The sequence below is a fragment of the Nisaea nitritireducens genome (genome assembly GCF_014904795.1).
GTDB classification, from domain to species: domain Bacteria; phylum Pseudomonadota; class Alphaproteobacteria; order Thalassobaculales; family Thalassobaculaceae; genus Nisaea; species Nisaea nitritireducens.
In genome coordinates this window covers 173,332-192,401 of record NZ_JACZFS010000010.1, presented here as the reverse complement: position 1 = coordinate 192,401, position 19,070 = coordinate 173,332, and the positions used below count along the sequence as shown (strand labels likewise).

Here is a 19,070-nt window from a genome sequence, read left to right as displayed (position 1 = left end):
ATAATGCCGGTGCTTAAATACAGGCAGTGAGATCGGTTACCCTATTTCCTGTAACAGTCCGGGCACCTCACCGACATTCTTCAGGCACCTGAATTGATCTGCTTCGGCCGGCTCGTTCGCATGCTCCAGAGCCCATGTCAGCTCATGCGGAATATGCACGGCCCAACTACCGGCCTCGATAGCCGGAACAATATCTGACTTCAGCGAGTTGCCGATCATCATTGCGCGTGACGGAGCATCGCCCAACTCAGTGAATATCCGGGTGTAGGTTTCAGCCGTCTTGTCGCTGACGATTTCAACCGCATCAAACAGCTCTCCCAGTCCGGACGCTGCCAGTTTCCGTTCCTGATCGAACAGGTCTCCCTTGGTGATCAGCACCATGCGGTAATTCGGCGCGAGCTGTTCCAGGGTTTCCTGGACGTAAGGAAGCGTTTCAACCGGGTGCGCGTGCATCTCCCTGCCCGCTGTCAGGATCTGCTCGATCACGCGCGCCGGAACCCGCTCGTCGGTCACTTCGATGGCGGTTTCAACCATCGACAGAGTGAAACCCTTTATACCAAAGCCGTAGATCTTGAGATTGCGCCGCTCTGCCGCCAGCAACCGCTCACGGAGGTGATCCTGCTCCGCAAAATCGATGAGGAGTTCGGTGAAACGTTCCTCCGTCAGCTTGAAGAAGCGTTCGTTCTCCCACAGTGTATCGTCAGCATCAAAGCCGAGTGTGGTCACTTTCATAGTCTTTTCCTGTCAGATACTTACAGCGCGTCATTAATTATCCGGCCACATGGAGAATCTCATTCTGCCTGAGTTTCTCCACCATGAAATCCACCAGCGCCCGTACTTTTGCCGATGCAATACGCCCTTCAGGATGGACCACATGCACGGGTACCGGTACGGGCCTGAATTTGTCGAGCACGGTCATCAGCGTGCCGCTCCGGACTCCGGTTGCAACCTGGTAGGACAGCAAGCGCGATACACCCCATCCTCCGCGCAGAAGCTCCAGAATAGCGTCATTCGTGTTGAGCGCCAGGCGTGCTTCGGATTCGAAAACCAATGGCTTTCCATCCTGCTCGAAGCTCCAAGAGATCCTGCTGCCAAACGCCAACGGGTTGATGAGCCTATGGTCGGCGAGATCGGCTGGATGTTCCGGCACGCCGTATTTGTCGAAATAGGCAGGAGCTCCCGCGACCACACGGCAGACTGACCCGACGCGTATTGCCGTGAGGGATGAGTCCGGCAGCTCCCCGATGCGGATGGCAACATCCAGCCCCTCCTCCACAACATTAACAACCCGGTCAACGAACAACGTCTCCGCCGTCACTTCCGCGAACTGGTCAAGAAAGGCTCCCAACACAGGCGTGACGACGTGACAGCCGAACAAGACCGGTGCCGTTACGCGGATATGGCCTCTCGGCGCCTGAGGAGAGCCTCCTACCGCTTCCTCGGCCTGCTCCAGCGCGTTCAGAATGGAGCGCCCGTCCGCCAGCAGCCTCCTGCCGTTCTCTGTCAGCCGAACCGATCGAGTGGTGCGGACCAGAAGCCGTGCATTCAAACGCGCCTCGAGCGCCGAGACCGCGCGGGTGACCGCGGGCGGCGACATGGCAAGCAGCCGTGCCGCGGAGGCGAAGCCACCCGTTTCAGCCACTTTCACAAAGACCTGCAACTCGCGAAACCGATCCATTTTATTCCGGTAATTGGAATAGTTTTTTCCATTGTATGCCTATTCATTCTTCTAACGGAATAGACGATCTGATGGGGGCGCCGGAGATCACTGTTTTCCCCCATTCATAACCGCCGGCGCTGAAAGGATCTGACATGAGCCGTATTGCCAAAATCACCACGGAAACCGCGGACAATGAACAGGGCGCCCTGCTCGCTGCCATCAAGGGCAAGCTGGGTATGGTCCCGAACTTCCTCGCCGTTCTCGCCCAGTCTCCGGCAGCCCTGAAATCCTTCCTCGGCCTGCATGAAATCGCCGGTGCAGGCGCTCTCGATCCGCGGACACGGGAACGGATCGCCATTGCCCTCGCGGACCGCAACAGCTGCCAGTACTGCCTCTCCGCCCACACTGCCATTGGCCGCAAGTCCGGCCTGACGGACGACGACATGACAGCGAACCGGTCTGGCGGGTCTACAGATGAACGGGCTGCGGCCGCCGTTGCCTTCGCACTGGCCTTGAGCGAGCACAAGGGATCGCTGACCGAGTCCGAATTCAACGCTGTTCGGGACGCTGGCTATTCGGACGCGGAAATCGTCGAGATCGTTGTTCATGTCGGCATGAACCTGCTGACCAACATCCTGGCCAAGTCGACCGAGGTCGATATCGACTTCCCGAAGGTCGCGCTGACGGCCCGTGCAGCCTGAGCGATACCGGAGGGGCAGCATGCGTGCCGTCCCTCCGCCCCAGCATTGAGGAGACCGGACGATGGCGAGACCGTTCGCAGAAATCAGCTTTACCCCCAATGTCCAGGCGGCGCAGGAGCGCTATGGCAGCCGGGCGCAGATGAGTCGCTTCCAGTCGTCTGGAGAGGATGGCTTCATCGGACTGACCGAAGCAGAGGCCTCTTTCATCGAGGCCCGGGATGGTTTCTACCAGGCAACCGTCTCGGAGACCGGCTGGCCCTATGTCCAGTTCCGAGGTGGTCCTGCAGGATTCCTGAAACTGCTCGACGAGCGGACCATCGGCTACGCCGATTTCCGGGGAAACCGACAATATCTCAGCGTCGGCAATATGAGCGGCAACGACAAAGTCGCAATGATCCTGATGGATTATGCAAATCGCCGCCGGTTGAAGCTATGGGCGCGGGCAAAGATCCTGCACCACGAGGATGCGCCGGATATGCTGGAACGCCTCCAGCTCCCCGAATACAGAGCGCGTGTCGAGCGCGCAGTCGTATTGACCATCGAGGCGACGGACTGGAACTGCCCGCAGCATATCACGCCCCGTTTCACGGAAGCCGACGTCGCCGAGGCCGTCGCACCGCTGCGTCAGCGCCTGAGCTATCTGGAAACCAGACTGGCCGAGCTGGAGGGCTGACCACATGCCGACGTTTCTCGGAAAAATGATCGGAGGCGGCGCTTGCCCTGAGCCGGCAAGGCCCGCCGCCGCGCTCCTCAGTGGCCTTGGCGCCATGCTTGCCATCGGTTTTGCCGCCGGTCTTTCGGAAATGCTGGACGCCATGCTGATGATGGCACCGTTCGGTGCGTCCTGCTTTCTCGCCTTTGCCTTACCGGAAAGCCCGCTGGCGCAGCCGCGCAACATCGTCTTCGGGCATCTGGTCTCCAGCCTCGTCGGTCTTGCGGTTCTGGCTGTTCTCGGCCCGGAGTGGCCCGGCATGGCGCTGGCAATCGGGCTGGCCGTTTCCGCAATGATGTGGACCGGAACCGGCCACGCACCGGCCGGGGCCGATCCCGCGGTGATCTTCGTGCTTCAGCCGGGTCCGACTTTTCTACTGACGCCCGTCCTGTCCGGCGCGCTTCTGATCGTTGTCGTCGCACTGCTTTTCAACAATCTGCGCCCGGGCAAGAAGTATCCGGTCTACTGGTAACGGGTCAGTCGCCCCGCACCGCGCCTTCACGTCGGGGATCCGCCCCACCGGTGAGCATACCGTCGCCGATGCTGATGGTGTGCAGTCCCGAATTCATCGAACGAACCTTGACCGTGTGTCCTTTCGCTTCGAGTGCCGAACGCCAGGAAGCGACTGGTGTCCCCTCTTCAAGATCCGTTGGGCCGTTCCGGTTGCTGACATGCCCCATATCGATTGCCTGTTGCGGGTCCATATCCCAATCGATCATACCGACCAGCGCCCAGGCCACGTAGGGAATGATCCGGCTGCCGCCCGGCGAGCCGATCAGGATCACGGGGCGGCCGTCCTTCAGGACAATCGTCGGCGCCATGGAGCTGCGCGGGCGCTTGCCGCCTTCCACACGATTTGCAATCGGCTTGCCGTCCTTCTCCGGAAGGAAGGAGAAATCGGTCAGCTCATTGTTCAGCAGAAAACCTCCGGCCATCAGCCGGCTGCCAAAGCCGGTCTCGATTGTCGTGGTCATGGAGACTGCGTTACCGGCCGCATCGACAATAACGAAATGACTGGTGCCGGCGCGCTCTGGCTGACGATCGGGAAAGAGATCGCCTTTTCTGGCAAAAGGCGGGGTGCCGGGCGTCGCTTTTTCCATGGCATGACCAGTGTCGATCAGTGCCGCACGCGCTCTCAAGTAGTGCGGGTCCAGCAAACCGCGCACCGGAACCTCCGCATAATCTTCATCCGCCATATATAGCGCCCGGTCCGCATAGGCGAGCCGCGACGCCTCGGCAAAAAGGTGCGCGGCAACAGGTCCGTAGCCGACGGCCTTCATGTCGAATTGAGCGAGCATGCCAAGGATCTGGCCGACAGTCAGCGCACCGGAGCTCGGCGGCCCCATTCCGCAGATTTCGAATGCCCGATAGGCAACGCAGACCGGCGCCCGTTCAATCGCCCGATATCCCGCAAGATCTGCTGCCGTCATCAGACTGGGATTGTCCGGTGTCGATGCAAGAGCAGCCAACATGCTTTCCGCGATCTCGCCTTCATAGAAGGCTTTCGCGCCTCCAGCGGCAATCGCTTCCAGACTTGCGGCAAAGGCAGGGTTCCTGAGCACCGTTCCTGGTTTTTTCGCAGAGCCGTCAGGGTGATAAAAATAGTCACGGGCTGCGGCTTGGTCGGGCAAGCCACGCTTGACTGCCCGGGCGATTGCACCGCCGAGCCTTGGCGATATCTCGAAGCCGTCGCGTGCCATCCGGATCGCAGGCCGGAACAGGTCCGGCCATGGTAACTTTCCATGCGCCGTATGCGCCATCTCGAGCATCGCAACAGTGCCCGGCACACCGACAGAACCGGCGCCGTTTACGGCCTCCCAGAACCCTTTCCGGCCGCCGTCAGGCTTCATGAAATAGTCCGGACCAGCTGCCGCAGGTGCTGTCTCGCGCCCGTCATAGGTGGTGAGTTTCCCGGTAACGGCATCCCAGTAGACAAGAAAGGCCCCGCCGCCGATGCCCGAGGATTGCGGCTCTACGAGGTTGAGCACCATCTGCACGGCAACCGCCGCGTCAATTGCACTGCCGCCGTCCTTGAGAACATCGTACCCAGCCTCGACCGCGTGCGAATTCGCGGCCGCGACCATGAACTGCTTGGCAGTCGCACCGGATTGTTCCGTCAGGCCACTCGGCCCTTCCGGCTGGATATCGGCGGCAAGCACCGTTCCGCCGATCAAGCCGAGACCGGCAGCGACTAGAAAATGCATGCGGATGGTCATCAGTCACTCCCCCGTTCAGGTGTAGAGGTGGTGACGAAGGCAGTTTTTGGGAAGATTAAATATTGGTGACCCCTACGGGAATCGAACCCGTGTTTCAGCCGTGAGAGGGCCGCGTCCTGACCGCTAGACGAAGGGGCCTTAAACCAAGTCTGTCATGAGCCGGACAGAGCGGCAAGATGTGGATGGCGACCCCTACGGGATTCGAACCCGTGTTGCCGCCGTGAAAGGGCGGTGTCCTAGGCCTCTAGACGAAGGGGTCGTCGAAGGAGTCATCAAAAGACCCCGACCGCTCGGCACTCCGAGGTAAGATGGCGACCCCTACGGGATTCGAACCCGTGTTGCCGCCGTGAAAGGGCGGTGTCCTAGGCCTCTAGACGAAGGGGTCGTCGTCGAGCGAGGCGTTGGTGTACTCGTTCACCCTCGGGAAATCAAGCCCAGAATCCTCATTCTCTCAAAGCGCGTTAATTCCTTTTTGCTGTTCCTGCAAAAGTCGCGAATAATCACCACCGGGAGCACGGACGGCCTCTCAGTCCCTTCAATGCGCCGTTCGCAACTAGGGAGGACATCATGAAAAAATATATAATCGCTGCAATGGCTTTTGCCGGAACGCTCGGACTTGGCGGTACTGCCAATGCCGAATGCACACCGGAGAACTGGCAAGGTTGTGCCGGTAAGCCGTGGGTGGACGGGGACAAGATGGAAACGCCCCTCGGCTCGAAATGGTGGCCGAATCCGCTATGGGGTGCAGGAGATGAAGCCGGTTCGACGAATTGGTATCTGAAGCCGGATGTGGTGATGCGGGCTATTTCCCAAATCAAGACCGGGAAAACCTACAATCTCGGACATCCATACACGGCTGACATGCCACTTTTCGGTGCCCGCAAATTTTCGCTGCGTATCCCGGGTGCGCCGACAGGAGGGGCCTTCGGCGCCAACCAAGTGCTGTGGAACGACGAATTCCTGGCAACAGAGATTGGTCAGGTCGGCACCCAGTTCGATGGCCTCGGCCATATCGGCGTGAATAGCGGAACCGGCGGCAACAAAGGCGAGATGCGCTGGTACAACGGCTTCACCGCCGACGAAATGATCACGCCTTACGGGCTGAAAAAGCTCGGCACGGAAAAACTGCATCCCATTGTGGCCCGCGGCATCCTGCTGGACATCGCGGCTGTGCGCGGGGTCGAGTCGATGGCCGCAGGTGAAGTCATCACCATGGCCGATGTGCTGGCTGCGCTGAAAAAACAGGGGATGGAAGGCTTCCAGTTCGCCGAAGGTGACGCGATCATCTTCCGTACCGGCTGGGAAAAGCACTGGAACGATGCCGCAACATACAACAATGGCTGCCCCGGGATCGGCATGGAAGTCGCGCGGTGGGTGGCTGAAGACGTAAAGGCTGGTGTCACCGGGGCCGATACCTGGCCTGTCGATGCGGTGCCCAATCCGGACCCGGCCTGCGTGTTCTGCGTTCACACCTTCCTGCAGACGCGGCACGGTATCGTGAACCAGGAAAACATGAAGCTTTCCGAACTGGCCGCCGATGGCGTCTACCAGTTTGCCTACGTCTACACGCCGACCCCCGTTGCCGGTGCGACCGGCTCAATGGGCGCTCCTCTCGCTATCCAGTAGGAGAGACATGACCTCGTCAGTAAAACGGCGCCTCAGGGCGCCGTTTTATGTTTGTCAGGAAACGTCAGCAGCGTCGTCGATCATGATCTGCACATCGCTGCGCCCATTCCAGTCATCCGGCCGGAGATGGCCCGCGACATGGATCGGGCGGCCGCTGCTTTTCAGCAGAGCCGGACCGAGATCGCCTTCCAGGGCGCGAAAGGCAATGCCTTTCAGACGCTTGCCGTCCGGACCGGTAAAGACACAGCGCACATGTCCGGTCCCGACTTCACGGACATCGACAAGGCGGACATCGGTCAGAACAAAACGCGGTTCGGAATTTCCGGCACCGAACGGCCCAACTTTCTGGATTGTGTCGACCAGATCCCGGCTGGCCCCGCCAATGGCGAGGGGCGCATCGACGGAAAGCGTCGGCACCATGGGCTCGCCTTCCAGCTCGCTGTGAATCCGGTCCCCGAGAAAGCTCCGGAACGCATCCAGCTTGTCCGCTTCGACAGTGAAACCCGCCGCCATGGCATGGCCGCCACCGGCGACCAGTAATCCCGCCTGATGAGCTGCAATGACAGCCGGCCCGAGAGAAACACCGGGAACGGAGCGTCCGGAGCCCTTGCCGATCCCGTTATCCAGAGCGATCACACATGCCGGGCGATTGTACCGTTCTTTCAGCCGGCCTGCGACGATACCGATGACGCCCGGATGCCAGTTCTCTGCAGCCACGACAATCGCCGGTGCGTCGTCTGGCTGTTCCGCCGCCAGCGCCTCGGCCTCCGCTAGAACCTGCGCCTCGATTTCGCGCCGGTCCGTATTGAAACTGTCGAGTTCGGTCGCCAGTGCTGCGGCCTCCTCGGGAGAGTCGGTCAGAAGCAGGCGAGCACCAAGGTCGCTCTTGCCGACACGGCCGCCCGCGTTCACACGTGGGCCAAGCACGTAGCCCAGATGGTAAGGCTCCGGACGAGCATCGACACCGGCAACGTCCGCGAGAGCCACCAGCCCCTTGTTACCGCGCTTAGCCATGACCTTGAGGCCCTGGATAACAAAGGCACGGTTCAGGCCCTTCAACGGCACCACGTCGCACACCGTGCCAAGCGCCACCAGGTCCAGCAGGTGCAGCAGGTTCGGTTCCTGACGACCGTTGAAATATCCCGCTTCCCGCAACGCGCGGTTCAGCGCCACAGCAACCAGGAACGTCACCCCGCAGGCAGCTAGGTGGCCGAGCGCCCCGTCCTCGTCGATCCGGTTCGGATTGACGATCGCCAGAGCTTTCGGCAGCTCCGGCTCAGCCATGTGATGATCGATCACGATCATCTCGATGCCGGCCTCTGCCGCCTGCCGCAATGGATCATAAGCCGTGACGCCGCAATCCAGCGTCACGATCAGCGAGGCGCCCTGCTCTTTCAACTTGAGCAGCGCCGGCGCGTTCGGACCGTAACCTTCGCTGATCCGGTCAGGGATATAGAGCAAGGGATCGATACCGATCCATCGTAGATAGCGGATCAGAACGGCGGCGGAGGTCGCTCCGTCGACATCGTAGTCGGAAAAAACCGCGATACGTTCGCCGTCCCTCACCGCTTGCGCGATCCGTTCGACGCAGGGTGTCATATCCTGCAGGACACCGGGATCGGGCATCATCAATTTCAGGGTCGGGTCGAGAAAGGCCTCGACTTCATCCAGCCCGATATTGCGCGCAGCAATCAGCCGGCCCACCAGTTCCGGAAATCCGAACCGTTGGGCAATAGCGAGGCCGACGCGTTCGGTCTCGGGGTCAGTGCCATGCCTCGGGACCCAGCGTTTGCCGGTGAAGGAGCGCTCAATCCCGAGGAAACTCTGCACGATCTTATTGGTCTTTGTCGAAGCCGGTTTTAGAAGACTTGCGGGTCCAGTCGTGATGGGCCTCGACGGTCCGTACGGTGCCGGTCTTGGAGCGCATGATGATCGAGTGGGTCATTGCCCCACCCGGATACTTTCGCACGCCCTGCAGCATGGTGCCGGTGGTCACACCGGTCGCTGCAAACATCACGTCGCCGCTGGCCAAATCGAGCAGGCCGTATTTCCGGTCGAAATCGGTAATGCCCAGGCGGGTCGCCCGGCCGCGCTCGTCATCGTTCCGGAACAGCAGGCGTGCCTGCATCTGGCCACCGATGCAGCGCAGTGCCGCCGCCGCCAGAACGCCTTCAGGGGCGCCACCAGAGCCCATATAGAGATCAACGCCACTGGTCGGCTGGGAAGTAGCGATCACACCGGAAACGTCGCCGTCGTCGATCAGCATGATCCGTGCTCCCGCTTCGCGAACCTTGGCAATCAGATCGCTGTGACGCGGGCGGTCGAGGATGCAAACCACGAGATCCTCGATCTCCATCTTCTTCGCCTTGGCGAGATTGGCGAGATTTTCGGCGACGCTGTTATCGAGATCGACCACACCTTCGGGTAAATCTCCGCCAACGGCGATCTTGTCCATATAAACGTCCGGCGCATTCAGAAAGCCGCCTTCGTTTGCCATTGCCACGACGGCAAGCGCGTTCGGGCCGCCCTTGGCTGTGATCGTGGTGCCTTCCAGCGGATCGAGCGCGATATCGATCTTCGGACCGCCCTTGCCGACCTTCTCTCCGATATAAAGCATCGGCGCCTCGTCACGCTCGCCTTCGCCGATCACCACGGTGCCGTCGATCTCAAGATTGTTGAGAGCGCTCCGCATGGCATCGACAGCTGCCTGATCGGCTTCTTTTTCGTCGCCACGCCCCATCAGGCGAGACGCCGCGAGCGCCGCAGCCTCCGTCACCCGCACTGCTTCGAGCGCAAGGTTCCGGTCCATGGTCAGCGCGCCCTGCGTTTCCCTGTCGGCCATAATTGTCGTCCTTTTTTTGTCGTCTTGGTTTTGATTAATTCCGGTCCGGCGCCCATGGCAGCCGGAAATTAGAAGTCTTCTATCCTGATCTGCCGCGGCTCTTCCAGCACGCAATCCAGCCTCGCCAACTCCTCAAACGACGCCTTGATCGCCAACTCCGAGGTTTCATGCGTGGTCAGCACCAGCGGCACTGCTTCTTCAGGGTTTCTCGCCCGCTGGATCATCGCCTCGATAGAGACCTCATGATCGCGGAACACCGCCGTCACATCGGCGAGCACACCCGGTCGGTCGATCACCATCAGGCGCAGATAATAACATCCCGTTAAAGAAGAGATCGGCGCGGTCCGGGCCGGAGAAAGCTTGCTTGAATCGAGACCGAACACCGGTACCCGACGGCCAGCCGCGAGATCCATGACATCGGCGATTACCGCCGACGCGGTCGGTCCGGCACCGGCGCCGCGACCATAGGAGAGAGTCGTACCGACGGCGCTGCCTTCGGCGACGACGGCATTGAAGACATCCTCAACCTGCCCGATGGGGGTTTCCGCCTTTACCATGCAGGGATGGACGCGCTGCTGCACACCGGCGTCCGTTTCCTCGGCAATGCCGAGCAGCTTGATGCGGTAACCGAGTTCCTCGGCGAACGTGATGTCCAGCGGCGAGACGTGACGCACACCCTCGACATGAACGTTCTCGAAATCGACATGATGGCCAAAGGCGATGGCGGAGAGGATGGCCAGCTTGTGCGCCGCGTCGACCCCGTCGACATCGAAGGACGGATCGGCTTCGGCATAGCCAAGGCGCTGTGCATCGGCCAGCACATCGTCGAACGGACGACCGGTCTCACGCATCACACTCATGATGTAGTTGCAGGTGCCGTTCAGAATTCCGTAGACCCGCTTGATATGATTCCCGGCAAGCCCTTCGCGTAGCGACTTGATGATAGGAATGCCGCCGGCAACAGCCGCCTCGAACCCGAGGCCGACACCCTTTTCTTCGCAGTCTTTGGCGATTTCTGATCCATGATGCGCAATCAGCGCCTTGTTGGCAGTCACGACCGACTTGCCAGACTTTATAGCACCCAGAACAAGGTCGTATGCCACGCCTTCTGAGCCACCGATAAGTTCCAGCACGCAATCGACATCGTCGCGTCCGGCCAATGCCGCCGCATCGTCGACCCAGTCAACGCCGGACAGATCGATACCGCGATCACGGCTCTTGTCCCGGGCTGAAATTGCCTTCAGCTCAATCGGGCGCCCGGCACGGGCGCTCAGCATCTCTGAGTCAGTCAGAAGAATACGCGCCGTCTCCGCCCCAACAGTACCCAGTCCGGCGATTGCTACTCTGAACGGCTGCATCTATGCATTCTCCCTAACGGACCTGCGCCGGGATCGCTCAATTCACGAATCCCGCCGCACCAGATTTAACGTGCGGCCCGGCGGCAGAGCCACCAAGGCCCCGCTTTCATACCCCGCAGGGAGCGCGGGTCAATAGATGAGATAAATTTCCGCCCGGCGATTGTCCGCTTCACCTGCCGGCATCGCTTCCGACGATACGGGCTGGCTGTCGCCAACAGCGACCACGGAAATCCGGTCCGACGGCGCTCCCGCATTGATCAGCGCTTGAGCTACCGCATTCGCACGCTTCAGCGAAACCTCGAAATTAATCAGTTTATGCTCTGACGGATCCATGTTCCGGGTACGGCTCGACGCATGACCGACGATCTCCACGTTCGCGTTGTATTCCCGAATCAATGGAACCAGCTCGCGTATGACACCGCGATCCGAGCTGGACAGATGGGAGGACCCATTGCTGAAGCGAATGATTCCCGCTTGATACGAACCGCCGCCGCCAGCTGGATAGCTCTCAAAAGCTCCCGGCAGTGCGCTCTCGTCAACGATCACACTCGGGTCGTCGAAATTGAAGGGCCTGCTCTCCGGAACGGTAAGCGCCAGCGGTCCGGGTTCCACAGCGAGCGGAGCCGGAGTCGGCTCGGGTTCAGGTACGGCGACAGGCTCCGCGGCTGTTGGGACAGAAGCGGTCTCTGTTGCAGGTTCCGGGGCCGTTGGGACAGAAGCAGTCTCTGTTGCAGGTTCCGCTGCAGGCACGACCTCTTGGACCGTTTCCGGTACAGACGGGCTTTCATCTGCAACGGTCTCTGAAGAACCGGCTTTTGCTTCAGCGGCAAACTTTTTATAGCGCGGGCCCAGTGTGCCATTACGGGGCTGGTCCGTACGGCTCTCGCGCGTCGTCGGCTCACCTACCCTGGCGCTTGTTACCGGGCGATCACCCGCGGATTCCGGCGCAGGTGAATTCGGCCACAGACTGGACCGCGGTGAAGTGTTCTCGGTATCGGCGACAGCCTGAGACGGCAGAGACGGAGCTGCGGCCTTCTCAGGCGCCTCCATCTGCTTGGTGGCTTCATCCGAGGCAGTCATCCGAAGAGGTTTGATCTGTTCTGCGGCGGCACTCTCTGTCGCTTCGCTGGGCGCTGAAACAACGGGAGTTTTCGGTTGAATCTGCGCAAGGGAGCCAGTGCTGGCGTCAGTCACCGATGGCACGGAGCCTTTGTCGTCATACTGCGCATTCGCCCTGTCCGAGACCAGTTCGTCCTTAATTCCCGCCCGCTCCGTAGCTGTCGTACGCGGGGTCGAGTTTTCGGGGACAGAGGAAACATTCGGATAGGCGCCGGTATCGCCGGACGTATCGGCATCGGAATCATCGAACCAGCCGCCGACAGCAGATGCGGAGTCGTTGTACCATTCAACCGGATTGAGCGCGTCAGGCACGGATGAGCACCCCGCAAGCGTCAAGCTTAAGGCCGTTGCCAGAGCCAAAGCCGATTTGTGGCGCCCTTTATACATTTCCGTCATCCTTCAGAAACTCCGCCTCTCGGACCGGTCACGCGAATTACCGACCTTCGACAGTAAACTTGCCGCGGACGGATTTACCATAGTTGCTTGGAAAAACACAGATTACTATCTGATTTTGTGGGTATGATTCTTTGAAATGCCACACTCGATCCCTACTATTGCTACAATTGATTTCAAATGATCGGCTGAGAGAGTGAGGTTGGGATGCATGAGCATTCGGAGGAGATGAAGCAGATCGACCCCGTTGAATTCGCCAACACCATGCAGGACATCGCAACGCGATCGCAAAAGCTCGTGGGTGGCTTCATGGAGCGCCAGAAACTTGACGGCAAGACCGCGGAACCCGACCCGCTGCACCTCGCCGATGCTTTCATGGCCCTCACGAACCAGATGATGAACAACCCGGCTCATCTCGTTCAGGCTCAGATCGATCTCTGGCAAGGTTATATGGACATCTGGAACCGGTCCGCGCAGCGCTGGCTGGGGCAGGAAACCGAGCCGGCAGTTCAGACGGACAACACCGACCGCAGGTTCCGGGACGAGGCCTGGCAGGAAAATGTCGTCTTTGACTTCATCAAACAGAGTTATCTGCTGACATCGCGCTGGACGCAGGATCTTGTCGGACGAACCGAGGGGCTCGATCAAAAAACCCAGCAGAAGGTCGACTTCTACACAAGGCAGTTCGTCGACGCGATGGCTCCGACAAACTTCCTGATGACCAATCCGGAAGTGCTCAGGACCACCATGGAAACCCATGGCGATAACCTCGTGCACGGTTTGCAGAACCTGCTTGAAGATCTTGAGCGCGGCAAAGGCAAGTTGTCGATCCGGATGACAGATCCCGACGCGTTCGAAGTCGGCAAGAACATCGCCACGTCGCCCGGAAAGGTCGTCTATCAGAACGACCTGATGCAGTTGATTCAGTACGCACCTTCAACCGAGACAGTTTATCGCCGTCCGCTCCTCATCGTGCCGCCGTGGATAAACAAGTTCTACATTCTGGACCTGCGGGAGAAGAATTCCTTCATCCGCTGGGCCGTATCCGAAGGTTTCACGGTCTTCGTCGTCTCTTGGGTCAATCCGAACGAAAATCTGAGCCGGAAATCCTTCGAGGATTACATGCTGGAAGGCCCCCTGGCGGCGCTTGATGCAATCGAGCAGGCAACAGGAGAGAAAGAAGCCAACGTCATAGGCTATTGCATCGGCGGCACGCTGATGGCGGCAACCCTCGCCTATATGACCGCCAAGAAAGACGACCGCATCAAGTCGATCACATTCTTCACTACCATGGTTGATTTCGAAGAGGCAGGAGAGCTCAGCGTTTTCATCGACGAGGAGCAGCTCGCTGCTCTCGAAGAGAAGATGAACAAGCGCGGCTATCTCGACGGCGCCGAAATGGCAGCAACATTTAACATGCTGCGCGCCAACGATCTTATCTGGTCATTTGTTGTGAACAACTACCTGCTCGGCAAGGACCCCTTCCCGTTCGACCTGCTGTACTGGAACTCCGATTCAACCAGGATGCCGGCGGTCATGCACAGCTTCTATCTGCGCAAGATGTACCAGGAGAACAAGCTGATCGAGCCGGGCGCCCTCACGCTCGCCGGGACACCAATCGACCTCAACACGATCAAGACCCCGGCATTTATCCTGTCGACCAAGGAAGACCATATCGCCCCCTGGAAATCGACCTATCGGGCGACACAGATCTATTCCGGTCCGATCAAGTTCTGCCTTGCGGGATCCGGACATATCGCCGGTGTGGTCAATCCACCCGGCGACAAGCCTAAATACGGCCACTACATCAATAGTCGCCGCCCGAAGTCACCCGATAAATGGCTTGAAGGGGCGAGCTATCACGAAGGTTCCTGGTGGCCAGAATGGGCAAAATGGATGTCTCGCCATGGCGGCGGTCAGGTCGAGGCGAGAACGCCCGGCGACGGTGCATTGACAGTGATCGAGGATGCACCGGGGAGCTTTGTGAAAATGCAGGATAAGGATTAATCCCGCATCACTATCCCCAGGTCAGCCGTGGTCAGTAGCCAGATATTCTTGCGCCAGTTCCCAATAGTGTACGGAAACATAAGAGAGATATTGCTTCTCCTTTTCCGTCAAATCGCGCGCATGCCGGCCGGGGTTCCCCATCCAGACCTGCCCTGAACGGACGATTTTACCTGGGGCAACGAGGGCTCCCGCGGCAACCATTGCGCCGCTTTCCACCACTGCACCGTCCATCACCGTCGCGCCCATGCCAACGAAGGACCTGTCCTCCAGGATGCAGGCATGGATGATGGCTGCATGACCAATGGACACGTCGTCTCCGATCTCAGTGCCCAACCCTTTGGAGCTGACATGCACAATCGTGCCGTCCTGGATATTGCTCCGGCGACCGACCCGGATCGGATTGTCGTCTCCTCTAAGAACCGCACCGTACCAGATGCTGCTTTCGGCGCCGACGGTTACGTCGCCGACCAGAACAGCGGTCTCTGCAAGGAAAGAAGGGGCCGCGACGCTGGGTGTCTTCCCTTTTACAGGTCTTAGAAGTACCGGCACTCTCTGCTCCTTATGCTTTGTGAGACTTTTCACATCCTTAACCGAGTCCGGCACCGATTGCAGCCTCAAGGGTTGAATTGTCATTGGTGAGGGAGCAAAACCGCTCAGCCTTTTTTAAAAGCGGTTATTGGACGTTCATGAAAACCGAATTGCGGAACGCCGGTCCCGACGACGCGGACGCGCTGACGGATCTGTTTGTCTCAGCCCGCCGCATCGCCATGCCGTTCCTTCCCGACCTTCATACCTATGAAGAAACCCGCTGGTGGATGGAACATATCGTGCTGAAGACAACTGATGTGATTGTCGCGATCAGTGCCGGCTCCCCTGTGGGTTTTGCCGCGCTTCGCGATAATCACCTGGAGCACCTCTACGTCTCGTTAGAGGCGCAAGGAAAAGGTGTCGGCTCCCAATTGCTCCAAAGCGCCAAGACAGCCGCTGGCGGCACGCTCTCGCTTTATGTCTTTCAGAAAAATGACCGCGCGAGGCACTTTTACGAAAAGCACGGTTTCCATTGCGCTGCCTTGAGTGACGGCTCTTTCAATGAAGAAGGCGAGCCAGACGCCATCTACCTCTCTGACAAAACCTGGGAAGCGAAGCCGTGCTAAGTGGCAAGTGGCCTAACATCGCGTTGCTCACCGCCTGCGAAGTGTTTGCCATGACGCTTTGGTTCAGCGGATCGGCAATCATCCCGGGACTGCGTCAGGAGATGGCCCTGAGCGACAGTCAGGCCGCGGCCATGGCAAGTGCAGTCTCTTTTGGCTTCGTCGCGGGCACCTTGATAAGCGCCTTCTTTACGCTTGTTGACCGGGTCAGACCACAGACGCTCTTCATGCTGGCGGCCTTTATCGCCGCGGGCGCCAATCTGGCGACATTGATCATTGATCCTGCGGGCATCTGGATGCCGGTCCTGCGCTTCATCGTCGGTGCCTGCATGGCAGGCGTCTATCCTGTCGGCATGGTGCTGGTCTCATCCTGGACCGAGAAAGACAGAGGATTGCTGGTCGGATTGCTGGTAGCGGCCTTGACGCTGGGCTCTGGCGCCCCGCACCTGATCGATCTGTTCGGTGGCCTCGACTGGCGCTTCACTATCGTCGCGAGCTCGACCATGGCTGCGATCGCCGGATTGCTCTGCCAACTGTTCCAGCCCGGCCGTCCCTTTGCCAAGGCCGCAGCCTTCAAGCCCGGCCAGATGCTTCAGGCTGTGACTGACCCCGCTCTACGGCTCGCCAATTTCGGATATTTTGGCCATATGGTTGAACTTTATGCCGTCTGGGCCTGGATCGGTCTGTTTCTCGCGTCAAGCCTGGCCATATACCCGGGCGGAGAGCATGCACCGGAACTGGCTAAACTTCTCGCCTTCACCATGATCGGCTCCGGTGCTGCGGGCAGCATAGCGGGAGGCTTTCTTGCCGACCGGATCGGCCGCACCCGGCTTACCATCGGCGCCATGACGATCAGCGGCATTTGCTGCATCCTCGCCGGTTTCGCGTTCGGAATGCCGACCTACGTGCTGTTCATTTTATGCGTTGTGTGGGGTATTTCTATCATCGCCGACTCTGCCCAATTCTCCGCCAGCGTCATCGAGCTCTCGCCACCTGCCTATGTCGGCACCATGGTCACGACGCAGACCTGCATCGGCTTCGTGCTGACCATCGCGACGATCCACGCGGTGCCCTTTCTGGTCGACTGGTTCGGCTGGAGCGGCGCCTTTGTTCCATTGGCTGTCGGCCCGTTCCTCGGCGTACTCGCGATGGCCAGATTGCGGGCCATGCCGGACTCCGTGAAACTGGCGCACGGACGCCGCTAGCGTGGAATTGATGAAATCAGTTTCCCCCCGTTCAAGTTAACAAGGCCGCGACAAGCACTCGCAAAACAGAAACAGTCTTTTTCCGGTGACCAGAATCCCCTTTTTAACCTTGTCCAAATGTGGCCATCTCCCATTTGGCAAAGAACCGGGGCGTCGGCCCGGCCCCGCAACCATATGAACGGATGAGGCTTCATGAACGATCAAGCGCCCTACACGCCCCCGAAAGTCTGGACCTGGGACAAGGAAAACGGCGGCAAGTTCGCCAGCACCAACCGTCCTATTGCCGGGGCCACCCATGAGAAGGAGCTTCCGGTCGGTGACAACCCGCTTCAGCTCTATTCGCTGGCAACGCCGAACGGTGTGAAAGTCACGGTCATGCTTGAGGAACTTCTCGAGCGCGGGCACAAAGGCGCCGAGTATGACGCCTACACCATCCGCATCGGAGATGGCGACCAGTTCGGCAGCGGCTTCGTTGCCATCAACCCGAACTCCAAGATCCCTGCCCTTCTCGACCGCAGCACACCGACGCCGACCCGGGTTTTCGAGTCAGGCTCGATCCTGCTTTATCTTGCGGACAAGTTCGGTGACTTCATTCCGACGGATCCCGCTAAACGCGCCGAGTGCATGAACTGGCTGTTCTGGCAAATGGGCAGCGCACCTTATCTCGGTGGCGGCTTCGGGCATTTCTATGCCTATGCGCCGGAGAAGTTCGAATATCCGATCAACCGGTTTGCCATGGAAACCAAACGTCAGCTTGACGTTCTGGACCGCCAGCTCGCCGAGACCCCGTACATCGCGGGCGACGAGTACACCATCGCCGATATCGCGATCTGGCCGTGGTACGGCGTCCTGGCACAAGGCAAGATCTATAACGATTCGGGTACCTTCCTTGAGGTCGACACCTACAAGAACGTTCAGCGCTGGACCAAGGAAATTGCTGCCCGCAAGGCCGTCAAGCGCGGCCGGGTCGTCAATCGCGTCTCAGGCGATCCGAGCGAACAACTCGAAGAACGACATTCCGCCGCAGATATCGACAAGCTCGGTCTCTAGCCCCTCATCACGGAACCACCCGGGCCATCAAGCGGCCTGGGTGGCGACCTTCCCCGCCCGCTTCCGCGCGTAAATCACCATTGTTCCCCCGCTTACAATCAGTACTCCAGCGGCTATCTGATGCGGTCCGATTTCCGGCCAGGGGCCATAACCGTGATTTGCGACAATACCTTCCAGCACCGCGCCAACCATTGGCAGGATGAGCACAGCGGCCAAATAATTATGGGTGCCCGCAACCGCCGCGGCGCGAAAGCCGAGATAGGTCGCAAGTCCCCTGAGTGTAATCCCAAGGCCGAGAGCGGCAGCCCAGAGTTCGGGGCGCATAAGTTCCATGAGATCCGCACTGTCCGTCATTCCCGTCGCTGACTGAACGATACGCCAGAAGGCGAAGCCTACTGCGGTCAACAACAGGACAATGCCTGTGAGACGGAGACGCGTGCGTGGGGCAAGTGCTGTCATATGCGGGTGTCGTTCGGCAAAGAGACTCGCACTCAGCACGCAGATTAGCGACAGGATCAGCAAAAAAAGCGCCGGATTATCAAGGCTGCCATCAAATCCGAATGCAGTTGTGACGGAACCTGCAACAAGCGGGATATGCCCCAGCACCTCAAGCCGGGTCGGCCGGCGACTAAATAGCAAACAGACAGCAAAAGCTGACACAGGAACACCGATCGCCCCGAAAAAACCGGCCTGAAGCACATCGACATGGACCAGGGCCGCCATATACAGAGCCGCCGTTCCGATCCTGAAAATACCGATGAGCCATGTATCAAGCCGCCGCAGGGCACTGATGCCAGCGTCCGCTCCCCAGGAAATCACAATGAAGAACAGGCCTCCGGATCCCATTTGCAGGAACGTGAACATCCATGGATCAAGGTCGAGGCCGATCACCAGAGCGCGGCTGCAGACCAGCAGCAATGCCCAGGTCAAAACGGAGGCGATCAAAACCGGGACAGCCGATTTCTGCATATTCATGAATCCGAGCCGGTGTCGCGTGAAGACGGGCCTGCAGAATAGCGATACAGCCACC

General features: G+C 59.5%; 17 protein-coding genes and 3 tRNA genes. 8 read left to right on the top strand and 12 right to left on the bottom strand.

The genetic code is table 11. From position 1 onward, the window contains the following. Positions 1-36: 36 nt before the first annotated feature. Positions 37-732: an HAD family hydrolase gene (locus tag IG629_RS04285; protein ID WP_193170736.1), complete on the bottom strand. Its 696-nt coding sequence runs from the start codon at positions 730-732 to the stop codon at positions 37-39. 37 nt (positions 733-769) lie between these two features. Beyond that, positions 770-1,678 carry a LysR family transcriptional regulator gene (locus IG629_RS04280; RefSeq protein WP_193170735.1) on the bottom strand — a complete coding sequence of 303 codons (909 nt, stop codon included), beginning with the start codon at positions 1,676-1,678 and terminating at the stop codon, positions 770-772. A gap of 134 nt (positions 1,679-1,812) precedes the next feature. Between IG629_RS04280 and IG629_RS04275 the strand changes: the two genes are divergently transcribed. The 3 genes from IG629_RS04275 to IG629_RS04265 all read left to right on the top strand — a co-directional run bounded on the left by IG629_RS04275 (position 1,813) and on the right by IG629_RS04265 (position 3,545). Then, a complete protein-coding gene (locus IG629_RS04275) occupies positions 1,813-2,361 on the top strand; it encodes a carboxymuconolactone decarboxylase family protein (RefSeq protein WP_193170734.1) in 549 nt (182 codons plus the stop codon). 61 nt (positions 2,362-2,422) lie between these two features. After that, the gene (locus IG629_RS04270; protein WP_193170733.1) at positions 2,423-3,034 is read left to right on the top strand and encodes a pyridoxamine 5'-phosphate oxidase family protein; all 612 of its coding nucleotides are present in this window, start codon (positions 2,423-2,425) and stop codon (positions 3,032-3,034) included. Positions 3,035-3,038: 4 nt separating this feature from the next. Beyond that, positions 3,039-3,545, top strand: coding sequence for an HPP family protein (locus tag IG629_RS04265; RefSeq protein ID WP_226886432.1), 507 nt, complete (start codon positions 3,039-3,041; stop codon positions 3,543-3,545). Positions 3,546-3,549: 4 nt separating this feature from the next. On the opposite strand, the gene ggt is transcribed toward IG629_RS04265, so the two are convergent. The 4 genes from ggt to IG629_RS04245 form a co-directional block, all read right to left on the bottom strand. Next, positions 3,550-5,289 (bottom strand): gamma-glutamyltransferase, encoded by a 1,740-nt coding sequence (gene ggt, locus IG629_RS04260; protein ID WP_193170732.1) that lies wholly within the window; start codon positions 5,287-5,289, stop codon positions 3,550-3,552. 63 nt (positions 5,290-5,352) lie between these two features. After that, positions 5,353-5,427, bottom strand: a tRNA-Glu gene (locus tag IG629_RS04255). A 45-nt stretch (positions 5,428-5,472) separates the two neighbouring features. Further along, positions 5,473-5,548, bottom strand: a tRNA-Glu gene (locus IG629_RS04250). Positions 5,549-5,598: 50 nt separating this feature from the next. After that, positions 5,599-5,674: transfer RNA gene (locus tag IG629_RS04245), tRNA-Glu, on the bottom strand. 182 nt (positions 5,675-5,856) lie between these two features. Between IG629_RS04245 and IG629_RS04240 the strand changes: the two genes are divergently transcribed. Next, positions 5,857-6,915, top strand: a complete 1,059-nt coding sequence (locus IG629_RS04240; RefSeq protein ID WP_193170731.1) for a cyclase family protein — start codon at positions 5,857-5,859, stop codon at positions 6,913-6,915. 54 nt (positions 6,916-6,969) lie between these two features. Here the strand turns inward: IG629_RS04240 and recJ are convergent, their stop codons facing one another. From recJ to IG629_RS04220, 4 genes are all read right to left on the bottom strand, one after another. Then, the gene (recJ, locus tag IG629_RS04235; protein ID WP_319025006.1) at positions 6,970-8,745 is read right to left on the bottom strand and encodes a single-stranded-DNA-specific exonuclease RecJ; all 1,776 of its coding nucleotides are present in this window, start codon (positions 8,743-8,745) and stop codon (positions 6,970-6,972) included. Between the two features lie 4 nt (positions 8,746-8,749). Beyond that, positions 8,750-9,724, bottom strand: a complete 975-nt coding sequence (glpX, locus tag IG629_RS04230) for a class II fructose-bisphosphatase (RefSeq protein WP_404923354.1) — start codon at positions 9,722-9,724, stop codon at positions 8,750-8,752. Positions 9,725-9,825: 101 nt separating this feature from the next. Continuing rightward, positions 9,826-11,115, bottom strand: a complete 1,290-nt coding sequence (locus tag IG629_RS04225) for a homoserine dehydrogenase (protein ID WP_193170729.1) — start codon at positions 11,113-11,115, stop codon at positions 9,826-9,828. 129 nt (positions 11,116-11,244) lie between these two features. Then, on the bottom strand, positions 11,245-12,546 hold the full coding sequence (locus IG629_RS04220; RefSeq protein WP_193170728.1) for an OmpA family protein: 1,302 nt from the start codon (positions 12,544-12,546) through the stop codon (positions 11,245-11,247). Positions 12,547-12,834: 288 nt separating this feature from the next. Here IG629_RS04220 and IG629_RS04215 point away from each other — a divergent pair, with 288 nt between their 5' ends. Next, positions 12,835-14,634 (top strand): PHA/PHB synthase family protein, encoded by a 1,800-nt coding sequence (locus IG629_RS04215; RefSeq protein ID WP_193170727.1) that lies wholly within the window; start codon positions 12,835-12,837, stop codon positions 14,632-14,634. A gap of 21 nt (positions 14,635-14,655) precedes the next feature. Here IG629_RS04215 and IG629_RS04210 read toward each other — a convergent pair whose 3' ends face one another. Further along, positions 14,656-15,183: a gamma carbonic anhydrase family protein gene (locus IG629_RS04210; protein WP_319025005.1), complete on the bottom strand. Its 528-nt coding sequence runs from the start codon at positions 15,181-15,183 to the stop codon at positions 14,656-14,658. Between the two features lie 86 nt (positions 15,184-15,269). Here IG629_RS04210 and IG629_RS04205 point away from each other — a divergent pair, with 86 nt between their 5' ends. From IG629_RS04205 to yghU, 3 genes are all read left to right on the top strand, one after another. Next, the gene (locus tag IG629_RS04205; RefSeq protein ID WP_319025004.1) at positions 15,270-15,788 is read left to right on the top strand and encodes a GNAT family N-acetyltransferase; all 519 of its coding nucleotides are present in this window, start codon (positions 15,270-15,272) and stop codon (positions 15,786-15,788) included. Between the two features lie 50 nt (positions 15,789-15,838). Next, positions 15,839-16,990, top strand: coding sequence for an MFS transporter (locus tag IG629_RS04200; RefSeq protein WP_193170725.1), 1,152 nt, complete (start codon positions 15,839-15,841; stop codon positions 16,988-16,990). A 192-nt stretch (positions 16,991-17,182) separates the two neighbouring features. Then, positions 17,183-18,040, top strand: a complete 858-nt coding sequence (gene yghU / locus IG629_RS04195) for a glutathione-dependent disulfide-bond oxidoreductase (protein WP_193170724.1) — start codon at positions 17,183-17,185, stop codon at positions 18,038-18,040. A gap of 27 nt (positions 18,041-18,067) precedes the next feature. Here yghU and IG629_RS04190 read toward each other — a convergent pair whose 3' ends face one another. Beyond that, the gene (locus tag IG629_RS04190; protein WP_193170723.1) at positions 18,068-19,009 is read right to left on the bottom strand and encodes an EamA family transporter; all 942 of its coding nucleotides are present in this window, start codon (positions 19,007-19,009) and stop codon (positions 18,068-18,070) included. Between the last annotated feature and the right edge of the window lie 61 nt (positions 19,010-19,070).